The sequence below is a fragment of the Paenibacillus sp. FSL R10-2778 genome, from assembly GCF_038593035.1.
GTDB lineage: Bacteria > Bacillota > Bacilli > Paenibacillales > Paenibacillaceae > Paenibacillus_AQ > Paenibacillus_AQ odorifer.
The window spans coordinates 1,132,477-1,146,123 of sequence record NZ_CP151956.1 but is presented as its reverse complement, the minus strand read 5'-3'; the positions used below and the strand labels follow the sequence as shown (position 1 = coordinate 1,146,123).

At 46.0% G+C, this 13,647-nt stretch carries 8 protein-coding genes; 2 read left to right on the top strand and 6 right to left on the bottom strand.

All coding sequences use genetic code 11. The annotated features are described in order from the left end of the window. Positions 1 to 125 precede the first annotated feature (125 nt). Positions 126 to 1,556, bottom strand: a complete 1,431-nt coding sequence (gene cls, locus NST40_RS04925; RefSeq protein WP_076276843.1) for a cardiolipin synthase — start codon at positions 1,554 to 1,556, stop codon at positions 126 to 128. 161 nt (positions 1,557 to 1,717) lie between these two features. Between cls and NST40_RS04920 the strand changes: the two genes are divergently transcribed. Further along, a complete protein-coding gene (locus tag NST40_RS04920; protein WP_076185051.1) occupies positions 1,718 to 2,998 on the top strand; it encodes a M23 family metallopeptidase in 1,281 nt (426 codons plus the stop codon). 38 nt (positions 2,999 to 3,036) lie between these two features. Further along, on the top strand, positions 3,037 to 3,486 hold the full coding sequence (locus NST40_RS04915; RefSeq protein WP_038568928.1) for a polymer-forming cytoskeletal protein: 450 nt from the start codon (positions 3,037 to 3,039) through the stop codon (positions 3,484 to 3,486). Between the two features lie 8 nt (positions 3,487 to 3,494). Here NST40_RS04915 and NST40_RS04910 read toward each other — a convergent pair whose 3' ends face one another. The 5 genes from NST40_RS04910 to NST40_RS04890 form a co-directional block, all read right to left on the bottom strand. Then, positions 3,495 to 4,283 (bottom strand): ABC transporter permease, encoded by a 789-nt coding sequence (locus NST40_RS04910; protein WP_076185050.1) that lies wholly within the window; start codon positions 4,281 to 4,283, stop codon positions 3,495 to 3,497. Next, positions 4,276 to 5,202, bottom strand: coding sequence for an ABC transporter ATP-binding protein (locus tag NST40_RS04905; protein WP_232061156.1), 927 nt, complete (start codon positions 5,200 to 5,202; stop codon positions 4,276 to 4,278). The genes NST40_RS04910 and NST40_RS04905 overlap by 8 nt, the downstream gene beginning before the upstream one ends. A 169-nt stretch (positions 5,203 to 5,371) precedes the next feature. After that, positions 5,372 to 9,967: a glutamate synthase large subunit gene (gltB, locus tag NST40_RS04900; RefSeq protein WP_076218345.1), complete on the bottom strand. Its 4,596-nt coding sequence runs from the start codon at positions 9,965 to 9,967 to the stop codon at positions 5,372 to 5,374. Positions 9,968 to 10,343: 376 nt separating this feature from the next. After that, positions 10,344 to 12,698, bottom strand: a complete 2,355-nt coding sequence (locus NST40_RS04895; protein WP_076276841.1) for a YhgE/Pip domain-containing protein — start codon at positions 12,696 to 12,698, stop codon at positions 10,344 to 10,346. 212 nt (positions 12,699 to 12,910) lie between these two features. Then, positions 12,911 to 13,486 (bottom strand): TetR/AcrR family transcriptional regulator, encoded by a 576-nt coding sequence (locus NST40_RS04890; protein WP_076129243.1) that lies wholly within the window; start codon positions 13,484 to 13,486, stop codon positions 12,911 to 12,913. Between the last annotated feature and the right edge of the window lie 161 nt (positions 13,487 to 13,647).

Sequence of the window (13,647 nt, the reverse complement as noted above, 5' to 3'; positions counted from 1 at the left end):
GTATAACTACAATCTATACTTTCTTACATTTCTTCTTATACAATTATTATATCACAAAATATGCTCTAATAATGAATGGAACACGTACTATCCTTCGAAAAATTCAGATTTAGTCCTCTTTCCGGTCATAACAGCGGTGATAACAACTGACATAGCCCTTCACCGAGTTTGACAATTCTCCCTCTCTCCTTAAATTTTACAGGATCAATGAATTCACTGTTCTTTTGATCCTTTTCAAACCCCGCGACTAGCTCTGCTATCGTCTCAGGATGCAGCAAAACCGCTGTCATTTCGAAATTAGAATAGAAGCTGCGCATATCCAGATTCGCACTTCCCACCGTACCCAGCAGATCATCCACAATCATGACTTTGGCATGCATAAATCCTTTGGTGTAGCGATAGAACTTCACGCCTGCATCTTGTAAATTCTCCAGATAAGACAAAGAAGCATGATAAACAAGCTTATTATCAGGCTTCGCCGGAATGATGATTCTAACATCCACTCCACGAAGGACTGCACTCTTCAAAGCACGACAAATCGCAGGGTCCGGAATAAAATACGGTGAAGTAATCCAGATCCGTTCCCTAGCAGAGCAAAGAGCGGCAAAATACATCTCCTGAGAAGCATCGATCGCAGCATCCGGTCCACTTCCTACAATCTGCACGGCCTCTTGCTCCTTGCAAGAGTGCTCAGGGAACAAACGAGGATGACTCATACCTTCACCAGAGGCCAGTCTCCAATCCTTCAGGAAGACATACTGAATATAATAAACAGAATCTCCTTCTAAACGCAGATGGGTATCGCGCCAGTACCCCATCTTGGCGTCCTTTCCTAAGTAATCATCACCGATATTCATTCCCCCCGTAAAACCAATCAATCCGTCCACCACTAGGATCTTCCGATGATTGCGGAAATTAAACCGACGATCCAGTAAAGAACTAATCGGAGGTAAAAAAAAGTGGAACTCCACCCCGGCATTTCTCAGGGTTCGAATAAACCTACGGCTTAATCGATGACTGCCCAGTCCATCACAAAGCAAACGCACCTTTACTCCCTGCCGCGCCTTTCGAATCATAACGTCCTGAAACTGTTCTCCGATCTCATCATCACGATAAATATAAAATTGCATGTGGATATGCTCTTTTGCCTCTTCCATGGCTTCCAGCATAGCGTCGTAAGCTTCTCTTGCAGTTGACAGCACTCTGCTTTTGTTATGGCCTGTAATAGGCCCTTCCGAGAGCTTTGCAAGCAAAACCAATAAACCCTCGTTATTCTCAAACTGAGCGTTTCCAGTATCCGACGCATGTTTTACTACCTTAATCTTACCAGTGACATACGAACGGATTTCCCGGAACAGTGAAGTACATCTTTTGTTCAATTTTCTATTCTGTCTGTAGTCACGACCTAGAAAATAATAGAATGCCAGACCGAGCGGTGGACAACAGAAGGAAATAAACAACCATGCTATAGCCCTTTGCGGGCGTCGGTACTCCAGAAATACAATCAATGCAATCTGTATGATAAAAAGAATTAGAATTATCGCGAAAATCTTCAATTCTCTACCCCCTCAATTAATAAAAACAGATGCAATAGACTCTCTGCGATGACTCTAGTACAGGTTTTGCCGTAACTCTCCTTCTTTATTCAAACAAACCGTTGTCATGTTCCTGAAAGATATGGAATACATAGAGTAGTAGGACAATTCGGATGAGCCTAATGGAAGAAAAGTCGTTAGCCTCAGGTATCGCAAGCGGCTGCCATAAGCCGCAGAAAGGAGAAGCCATGAAGAGTCAGCCAGATCATAAACGGATTACGCTGCTTGTCGTAAGGGATGCCGGACGTCCAGTCAAACAGCTCCACATCTCCAAACCGCTAGCGTTCGCCTTACCGGCAGCAGCAGCCCTGTCTATCTCCAGTCTGGTCACCTCTATGCATTTCCATGCCTCTCAGTCCATCTCACAGCTAGAAGCCGAGGCAGCCGCACTATCGCTAACCAATCTCCGCATGGAAATGAAGGTCGCCGACAAGGATAAAGATTTAACACAGCTTCGTAGCCAGGTCAGCGAACTTTCGGAAGAGGCAGATAACATTAAAGACAAGCTGAAGAGTGTAAATGCACTGGAACAGGAGCTGCAAGCATTGATTAACAAAAGCAAAGGTGCTGCTGCCGCTACAGACACGAATGAATCTCAACCGGAGAAATCCGCAACAGAAAAATCAAAAGCTGGATCGGCCACTTCAAATTCAACATTAGGTTTATCGAACCGTCTTTCTTCTCCTGTTCCTAAAGAGACTTCCTTTAAGCAGAGTACAGAAGAGAACTCATCTTCCACTTCTCTATCCGCCATAAGTTTCCGCTTTGGGGCCATCACCGCAGCCCTTCCAAAAACACTCACCCCGCAGGTTGGTGGAGAATACATCGCGGTGTATCAGAACGACGCTACGAGCTTGGTGGAAGAAACTAAGGATGACTTTGAGGAGATTCACGGGATGCTTGATGAAATGGTGGAAAGTATCACACAGACGATCACACAGGCAGAGCATGAAAATAACGTACAGGCAAATCTGCAAGCTCAAAAGGCCCGTGCAGAAAAGGCTAAACTTAACGCTGTACCGCTCTGGCCTACCGAGTCCAAAGTCATTTCTTCAAGCTTCGGCTACCGCTCAGATCCATTCAAAGGTTTGTCTGCGTTCCATTCCGGTGTCGATATTGCTGGGAACATCGGTGATCCTGTATATGCTGCCTTAGATGGCGAGGTTATTACTGCGGAACAAATGGGCGCACGCGGAAAATACATCGTGATTAAGCATTCAAATGGATTGGAAACCTGGTACATGCATTTGAACGGAATGATCGTATCTGCGGGAGACAAGGTTAGCAAAGGGCAGAAAATCGGCTTGCTTGGAAGCACTGGCCGAAGCACAGGTCCTCATCTTCATTTTCAGGTTGTGAAGCAGAATAAAACAGTCAACCCTTTAGCGTATGTCAAACCCTAAAGGGTTGCATTTAATTTCAAAATAGGAGGAATTTATAAATGTGGAACAAACGGCAGCAGCGTGTCCCCTTTAAATCTACCGATTCCCTAATTGGGCATGGAGGAACACTGGAGGGTAAGGTGCAATGTGATACAAACCTGCGGATTGAGGGTACCTTTAGCGGTGAGATTATTTGCAGTGGTGTCGTGACTGTAGGAGAAGAAGGAACAGTGCGCTCCAGTATTAAAGCGGAAGAAATCGTGATTGCCGGCAAAGTATACGGGGATGTTACGGCTGATCGCAGACTCATTATGACCGGAACCGGAGAATTGCATGGCAATATTTCAGCAGGAGCACTTAGCATTATGGAAGGCAGCCTCCTGAATGGCTCCATTGCCATGCAAGAACAGCCCACCTCTGAAAAAGCAGGTGAGCCCAAAAGTAATATGAAAAAGGACAAGGCAGCCAAGCGCTCCTCCAAAGCTCAAGGAACACTTGAAGCCGGCTAGACTTATTTCTATGAAGCAACGTCCCTTTTACGGAAGACAATCCAGGAAATGGCCAGGAATAGGATATAGTACACCGCTAATACAGCTATGGAGAAACCAAGTGTTGAGCCCCCCGGACCCGTATCCGACAATAGGTAGCCTCTTAGATCCATATGTGTGAAGATCAAGTATTGGGCCCATTCAAACCGTTCTGGACTAAAAATAACCGTAAAAATACTCTTGGCAAACATAATAAATAAGGATAATCCAATAGCCAGCCCACTTGCGCGGAATACGCTAGATACCATGAAAGCCAGAGCAGCAGTCAGGAAAAGCTCAATGTAACGACATAGGAGATCTAGGAAGGAATATTCCGCTGGACTCCAAGCCGTAATGGATGACATCGTATCTCCCGAAGATGAGGAGAAGATTAACGAAGCACCAAACCCAAAAGCAATCAATACTGCGGTGCTAAGCAAACTGAATAACACCATGGAAATATATTTCGAGAGCAGGATCTTGGAGCGACTCCACGGGCGAATCAGCAGCAGCTTAATGGTTCCCCAGGTAAATTCGCCCGCTACGGAGTCAGAAGCCACTACAACGGTAAAGATTGTATTCAAGAAGAACGCAATACTCACCGTCATCTGAAAGTTGTCCCAAAGCCCCATAAGCGATGAATCGCCTTCGCTTGTGAAATAAATAAGCGCAGGAAGCAGCACGCTCATCACTGCAAGAATAAGCAGCATAATCCATGTGCGGACACGGCTGTATATTTTGATATTCTCATTATGTATGAGAGCTGTAAACTCACCCAATTCCTTCACCTCCTGTAACCTCTAAGAATTGATCCTCCAGCGTACGGGCAAGGGTTCTGATGTTATACACCTTAATCCCACCTGCCACTAGCTTGGCATTTAATTCTGCAATCTCCTCACGCTCTGCCTCAAGCACAAGTCCCCCACTCTTAAATACTCCACGTCCAATGAGGGCTAACGCAGCCTCAGCATTATCAACCTCGAACAAGGTTTCTCCCAGAGGCATTACAGTATTGCCTACCCCTTTCAGCTGCTTCACATCCACCAGTCGTCCATTTTGGATAATCGCTACGCTGTCACACATGAGCTCCATCTCGGAAAGTAAATGACTGGAGACGAATACAGTTGTTCCTTCTTCCTGACATAAACGGCGTAAATAGTCTCGGAGCTCGCGTATCCCTTGTGGGTCCAGCCCGTTGGTTGGCTCATCTAGAATCAGCAGCTTGGGTCTGTGCAGCAGTGCTTGAGCCACTCCCAGCCTCTGACGCATACCTAGCGAATAGGTCTTAACTTTGTCATGAATTCTTTGACCTAGTCCGACTAGCTCGACAACCTCATCTATCCGTTGCTTTGTTACCCCTGGCACCATCCGTGCATATTGGCGCAGATTCTGATAACCGGTGAGGAACTTGTACATCTCTGGATTTTCTACAATGGCCCCTATATTTGCGATAGCCTCTTCAAAATGGTTTTTAATACTACGGCCACAGATCAAGATGTCTCCACGACTAATGGAAATCAATCCTACCATCATCCGTATTGTAGTAGTCTTACCTGCTCCGTTGGGTCCCAAAAAACCGAAGATTTGTCCAGGCGGGATGTCCAGCGTTAAATCGCTCACCAGCGTTTTCGAGCCGATTTTTTTGGTGACTCCCTGCAGGCGGGCAACAGGCTCCATCAATATTTCTGTATTCGACATAGTCTCACTTCCTTTCATCTATAACCTAGTTTACCACATATACCCTTTTTTCCGAAAATCACTAGAGGATAAGAGTCTACCAGTAAAAAAAGGAACCTGACTTCTCCGGTATTAGGAAGAGTCAGGTCCCCTTATTCACTTAGTTCCTATTTCATTCAAGTACAACAGTTTAACCGCCAACACGGGCAAGCTCGCGCATATTTGCTTCAAATGCAGCCATCAACGCAGCTTCTCCGGTCAATCCGGTTTGTTCTACCTTGCGAATTTGCTCCATCATCCGTTTGTAATCCTTCGGAATGACACGAACGAAGTTCGGCAAGCTATCTGCCCACTGATTCAGTACCCGTGCGCCAGCCGCACTACCTGTAAGCTTGGTATGGCGGATAATCAGCTCACGCAGCTCTTCGATCTCCTCAGACTCTTCCACTCTCTCGAGCAGTACCATTTCGAGATTGCAGCGGCCGATGAAGGTTCTATCTGGGTCGTAGACATAAGCGATGCCGCCTGACATCCCTGCCGCAAAGTTACGGCCAGTTTCACCAAGGACAACCACTCGGCCTCCAGTCATGTATTCACAGCCGTGGTCACCCACGCCTTCTACAACAACCTTCGCTCCGGAGTTACGGACGGCAAAACGTTCACCAGCGATACCGTTAATATAAGCTTCTCCACCTGTTGCACCGTAGAATGCAGTATTTCCGATAATGATATTGTCCTCAGCAGCAAAGGTAGCTTTCGGAGATGGCTTGATAATAATCTTACCACCCGACAATCCTTTACCTACATAGTCATTGGAATCTCCTTCCACCGTAAGCGTGATTCCCTTAGGCACGAATGCACCCAAGCTTTGACCAGCAGAACCGGTGAAATGAAGCCGAATCGTATCATCCGGCAAACCTGCGGCCCCATACTTGCGGGTCAGCTCGCTGCCAAGGATAGTTCCGACGGCACGATTAACGTTCGTGATTGGCAGTGATGCCTCAACAGCCGTACCTGATTCCAGTGCAGGTGCTGCCAGGTCGAGCAGCTGCGAAACATCAAGTGTCTCTTCCAGACCATGATTCTGGTATTTACTGCGGAAGCGTGTGCTTCCTTCCGGTAATTCCGGTGTATGCAGCAGGCTGCTCAAATCTATGCCTTTCTTCTTCCAATGCTTCGACGCCTGAGTTGCGTCTAGACAATCGGTACGGCCTACCATCTCTTCAATTGTACGGAAGCCGAGACTTGCCATAATTTCACGTAGATCCTGTGCCACGAAGGTCATAAAGTTAACTACATGCTGCGGATCACCGGTAAAATTCTTACGAAGATCCGGATTCTGTGTAGCTACACCAACCGGACAAGTATCCATTTGGCAGACACGCATCATAATACAGCCAACAGATACTAGCGGAGCAGTGGCAAAACCATACTCTTCGGCCCCAAGCAATACAGCTACAGCCAAATCGCGGCCGCTTAGCATTTTACCATCTGTTTCCAGAACTACACGGTCACGCAGATTGTTGAGCATCAATGTCTGATGGGTTTCAGCCAAGCCAAGCTCCCACGGAAGACCCGCATGACGAATGGAGTTCATCGGCGATGCCCCTGTACCTCCATCATAGCCACTAACCAAGATAATATCAGCGCGCCCTTTGGCTACACCCGCAGCAATCGTACCCACTCCAACTTCCGATACGAGCTTAACATTAATGTTTGCACGTGGATTTGCATTTTTCAGATCATAGATCAGCTCTGCCAAATCCTCGATAGAGTAAATATCATGATGCGGTGGAGGTGAGATCAGACCGACACCTGCTGTTGAGCCACGTACTTCAGCGACCCAAGGATAAACTTTACGTCCCGGAAGCTGTCCACCTTCCCCTGGTTTAGCACCCTGAGCCATTTTAATCTGGATCTCATCAGCGTTAACTAGGTAGTTCGAGGTAACACCAAAACGTCCAGAAGCTACTTGTTTAATCGCACTGCGACGTGAATCACCATTGCTATCCGGAATATAGCGGGCTGGATCTTCGCCGCCTTCACCTGTATTACTCTTACCACCGATACGGTTCATCGCAATGGCCAGTGTCTCATGTGCTTCCTTACTAATGGAACCAAAGGACATTGCACCCGTCTTAAACCGTTTCATAATGGACGATGCAGATTCTACTTCTTCCAGTGGAATCGGTTCATAGGCTGACTTGAATTGCAACAAGGAACGAAGCGTCAATTGTTTCTCGCTTTCTCCTTGAACAAGGGCAGCATATTTCTTGTACATATCATAATTCCCGCTACGCACAGAGTGCTGAAGCAGATGAATCGTCTGTGGATTGAATAGATGCTCTTCCCCATCATTACGCCATTGATAATCGCCACCGGAGTCAAGCACCTTATCATTTCCGTCTTTTTCTGTAAAAGCACGGTTATGATGGATAAGCGCCTCAGTTGCCACTTCCTCCAGGCCAATCCCCCCAATCCGGGAAGGTGTCCAAGTAAAGTAACGATCCACGAACTCAGAGTTCAGACCCACAGCTTCAAAAATCTGCGCACCGCGGTAAGATTGAATCGTCGAAATTCCCATTTTAGAAAGAATCTTAACTACGCTCTTAGTCGCAGCTTTAATATAGTTCTTCACTGCTTTTTCATGCGAGATTCCCCGCAATAAGCCTTGGCCGATCATGTCATCCAAGCTTTCAAAAGCCAGATAAGGATTTACTGCACTCACACCATAACCGAGCAGCAGCGCATAATGATGGACTTCACGTGGTTCACCGGATTCCAGCAAAATACTAACCTTCGTCCGTGTTCCTTGGCGGATCAAATGGTGATGCAGACTCGATACCGCAAGCAGAGCTGGAATCGCAGCATTCTCACTGTCCACACCGCGGTCAGTCAGAATCAGAATGTTATGCCCTTTTGCCATAACACGGTCAGCAGCCTCGTTCATGCGCTCAAGCGCGATGCGTAATCCTTCTGCCCCAAGCTCAGCCGGGAAAAGAATTGGAATAGACATCGATTTGAAGCCTGCACGGCGAACATGGCGAATCTTAGCAAAATCTTCGTTTGAAAGAATTGGCGTTTGCAGCGAGATCTGGCGGCAGCTTTCCGGTTCCGGTTTAAGCAAATTACGCTCTGGTCCAATCGTAGTCGTTGTGGATGTAACCAGCTCTTCACGAATGGCATCGATGGGTGGATTCGTTACCTGAGCAAACATTTGTTTGAAATAGTTATAGAGACGTTGCGGGCGGTCCGAAAATACGGCGAGCGGAGCATCATAACCCATGGAACCGACAGCTTCAGCACCAGTAGATGCCATTGGCTCAAGCACCTTACGCAAGTCTTCAAAAGTATAGCCGAAAGCCTGCTGTAGCTGTTGTACATTATCATGCTTAGGATTTGGCAGTTCAGGTGCATCCGGAAGCTCATCAAGACTGATCAAATGCTCATCCAGCCACTGGCGATAAGGCTTCTCAGAGGCGATAGCCGATTTAACTTCCTCATCGGAGATAATGCGGCCTTCCTTCGTATCCACGAGCAGCATGCGTCCAGGCTTCAGGCGGTCTTTATATAGGATGTCCTCTGCTGGAATGTCCAGTACACCGGCTTCTGAGGATAAAATAATCATATCGTCTTTCGTTACATAATAACGAGCAGGACGCAGGCCGTTACGGTCCAGAATAGCGCCGATTTGTATCCCATCGGTAAAGCCCATTGCAGCAGGCCCGTCCCATGGCTCCATTAGAGTACTGTGATATTCATAAAATGCTTTTTTATCAGCATCCATACTATCATGATTGCTCCATGGTTCAGGAACCATCATCATGGCTACCTGTGGCAAGGATCGTCCGCTCAAATAGAGAAACTCAAAGGTGTTATCGAACATTGCAGTGTCCGATCCATCCGGGTTAATAACAGGCTTGATCTTATTCAGATCTTCACCAAACACTTCGCTCTTAAACAATGACTGGCGCGCATGCATCCAGTTCACATTACCACGCAAGGTATTGATCTCACCGTTGTGGATCATAAAGCGGTAGGGATGCGCACGTTCCCAGCTTGGGAAGGTGTTCGTGCTGAAACGGGAGTGAACTAACGCGATCGCTGATTCCAGCTCTTCGTTCTGCAAATCCAGGTAGAATTGTCCGACTTGTTCTGTAGTCAGCATGCCTTTGTATACAATCTTACGGCACGACAAGCTTGGAATATAGAAGGATTCATCCTCTTCTGCACCACCGTAACGAATGGCAAGCTCTGCACGTTTGCGGATTACATAAAGCTTACGTTCAAAAGACAACTCATTCGTGACTGAAGCCGAGCGGCCGATAAATACTTGACGCACAAAAGGCTTAGCAGCTTTCGCTGTCTTGCCAAGCATTTCATCATAGGTAGGCACATCACGATAGCCGAGTACTATTTGACCTTCTTCAGCAATAATATTGCTTAAGAGAGCTTCATGCTGCGCCCGAACTTCATCGTTATGAGATAAAAAGATCATGCCCACGCCATAATGGCCTTGTTCCGGCAAAGCAAAGCCTAGCTTCTGAGCTTCGCTTGCAAAGAAACGGTGCGGAATTTGAAGCATGATACCTGCTCCGTCACCAGAGTTGGGTTCGCTACCTTGGCCTCCCCGATGCTCCATATTAAAGAGCATTGTCAAAGCATTACTTACGATATTGTGAGACGGTGTGCCTTTAATATGAGCTACAAATCCCATGCCGCAAGCATCTTTTTCGAACTGGGGATCATACAGGCCCTGTTTTACGGGCAGTTCAGTGTGTTTCATCGAACGCAACCTTTCTATTATAAAGTATGCAATGTGTTAGGAAAATTTTTCACATGAAAATCTTAATAATTATTCAATCCAGATTAGTGCTATTATTTTATCACCGAGGTATCATCAGCGCAATTTAAACTTTTTTATGATGCTGATTAACAATTGTTTTTGCATCACAGCTTTAGCGAGTAAAAGTTTAAAAAAACTTCACGTTGCATAATTATACATAAATAACGCATAAGTGCATATGCAATGAAAGCGTTACAAGATTTTTCACTCCTTCTAATATGTTTGCAAGAAAAAGGGTTTTTATGATTTTAAATCAAAAAAAGCGTCTCCCAGAGGAGACGCTTTTTTATACTTTTTTTTCAAAAAATTTATCAGTTTATACAGTCAAAACTTGTTCACTATTCACTCCAACTTCATTCTCACGGCTACGTGTCATGAAGTAAGCGAAGGTAAGAGCAAGGAATCCAAGACCAAAGATTGCCAGGATACCTACATCTCCCCACATTGCACTGAAGTCACCTGTAGAAATTACTGCTTTGAGACCACTAACTGTGTACGTCATTGGAAGCAGTGGATTAAAGAATTTCATCCAGTTAGGAATCAATTCAAGTGGGAATGTTCCGGCACTAGTTGTTAATTGGAAGATAAGAATAACGATAACAACGAAACGTCCCGGTTGATCCATCCAAGTAACAATCGCTTGAACTACCCATGTGTAAACTAAGCTTGTTAAGAATGTAAATACGAAGAATAGCGGTTTACTTTGTACTTCCAGTCCAAGTCCGTACAATACAACCACAGCAGCCAGCATAGACTGGATGAAGCTCATGATTGTGAAGGTAAGCGTACGGCTGATGAAACGGTTCATACGGCTAGCACCAAGGACAGCCGAATCACGCATTGGAATAACAATTGTTGAAATCAAAGCACCTACAAACAATCCAAGGGAGAGGAAGTAAGGAGCAAAACCTGTACCATAGTTCGGAACATGATTCACAACTTTATCCTCAACCACAACTGGTTGTGCGAACATTTCCATCATTGCATCTGTTTTGTTCACACTGCCTGTTTTTTCAGCAGCATCGCCAAGCTTAGTTGCCAGTTCTGTTGAACCAGATTTCAGATCATCCATACCATCTTTCAGCTCGCCTGCGCCATCAGCCAGTTTTTTCGAACCATCTGCTACCGCACTGATACCGGAACCTAGTTCGCCTACACCGCTAAGCAGTTTTGAGGTACCATCACCAAGTGCTTTACCGCCTTCAGCCAGCTTGCTGCCTCCAGCTGCAGCTTCTTTAAGCTTCGCACCAAATTGTTGCATTCCTGCATTCAGCTTATCGCCACCAGCTACAAGTGCAGATGCGCCTTGTGCCAGTTTTTGTTGTCCTGTCAACAGCTGTGTGCTACCAGCATTTAATTGCTTAGCTCCATCATGCAACTGAGTTACACCAGCAGCTAACTGCTGTGAACCCGAGTGCAGTTGAGTTGCACCTTGTGCCAGTTGCTCTTGCCCACTGTGGAGTGCAGTAGCACCCTGTGCCAGCTGCTCTTGGCTTTGTTGCAGTTGCTCACTGCCTTGTGCCACGGCTGCACTAGCTGCCAGCAGCTTCTGTACCGCTGGATTTTGTGCCAGCTCAGGACTAGCCTGTGCCAATTGCTGCAATCCTTGAGCTACCGCTTTAGCACCCTCAGTTACCTTCGTGCTGCCTGCGGCGGAAGCTTGCAAACCCGCTTCCAGTTTCGCGCTGCCATCTACGGAAGAAGTTAAGCCCGCTTCCAGCTTCGCGCTGCCATCAACTATAGATTGTGTTCCTGCTTGTAGTTTAGAAGTACCATCCACAGCAGACTGTGTTCCCGCCTGAAGCTGTGTAGCACCTGTTACAGCTTGTTTCAAGCCGTCACTAAGCTGCTTACTGCCGGCAGAACTTTGTGCAACACCGTCTTGAAGTTGCGTATGTGCAGTAGACAATTGTTGCAATCCGCTTGCCAACGTGGTTGATCCTGTTTTAAGCGCTGTAGCACCTGCATTCAAATCAGTCACGCCTTGTGTAAGGGGTTCTACACCATTTTGAAGTTTACCTGTACCCTCTGTCAGTACAAGTAGATTATCTTTCAGCTTCAGGGCTCCGTCATCTAGCTTACCAGCGCCATCAGCGATCTTGGAAGCACCATCTCCGGCTTCGCCCAATCCATCAGATACTTCTGTAATCTGATTGAATACAGACTCCACATAAGCTTCTGTTACTTTAGCAGATACTTTATTTTTAATTTCTGCTACAGCCGTACCACCGATCTGACCAGCCAAGAAGTTATAACCTTCATTTGGCTCATAAATAATTTTTGCCGGCTGTGGTTCATCATCCATAAGAGTAGTAGCTTTAGCAGAAAAGTCTTCCGGAACAATGATCGACATATAATAAGTATTGTCCTTCATTCCTGCTTCCGCTTCTTCAAGGGAAACGAAGTTCCACTGGAAGCCGTCGGTTACCTTCAACTCTTCTATAAGATCATTACCGGCTTGTAGTTGCTTGCCTTCATAATTAGCGCCGACATCCTGGTTGACCACAGCAACCGGAAGTTCATTCATCTTGCCATACGGATCCCAGAATGCCTTCAGGAAGAATCCGCTGTACATCACCGGAATAAATAGGATAGCAATCATTGGAATCAGCACCTTCGGATTTCTAAGGGCTGCGCCAAGATCCTTGGTAAATACGGATAATGATTTCATTCTGGTTCTCTCCTTATGAGCTTATGCTCTCTTTAAAATGCTTTGTTTGCGAAATATTACGTAACACTAAATGACTGTTTTCCCCATTCGGTCAATTCAGGGTATAAAAAAATGCCTTGCGGCTCTTCTTCAATGCCTAATCATCTTGAGAATTGTTAAGGGAAAGCGAATCGAGTGATGCTGAGAACGCCATCCCTATCCTGAATCAACCCTTACTGTGCCAATCCTTCGGCGAGAAACAAATGAAAATACATCTTGATCTGTTCCTTGTCCAAGGGAGTATGTGTTTTATTCAGTTCAGCAGTCAATACAATATATAATCTGAACATGACTACCGAGACGATTTTGGGATCGCAAGGTTTGATTTCTCCCTGTTGGAGCGCTTGTTGCACCTCCCGTTCTAAATATTCTAAAACTACGTTCTCGATCTTCTCGAGTCCTTCTCCAGCCTGCGGCGTACCGAATTCGCGATTTTCCTGGGAAAGTTTTATGAATAGCTCCTGCTCACTTCGAAACTCAAGCAGAGCATCCAGCACACGATGCAAGTTATCAAAGAAAGGTCTGTCTCGCCTGATCTCCCGTTCAGCTATCGTCTTCATTTCCATCATCATATCGCGCAGGATCTCGTCAAACAATTGCTCTTTGTTTGTAAAAAAGGTGTAGATGGTTCCCTTACCGACATTTGCAATTTTAGCAACCTGATCCATTGTAGTTGCCTTATAGCCAAATAATGAAAAAGATTTCGCTGCGGCCTGAAGCACCTGCTGTCTTCGATCCACCACTGCCACCTGTGCACACTTCCTTTCTCCAGAAAATATCGTTCCCGCTGACTTCTGACCACTTTACTAATCCGGTCAATTGGTCATTCACTACTTTATCATGTTGTTTTCTAGTTTGCAATACTTTGGGCGAACCTTTTATTTTTTTATTTATTGCAGGGTTTTAACTT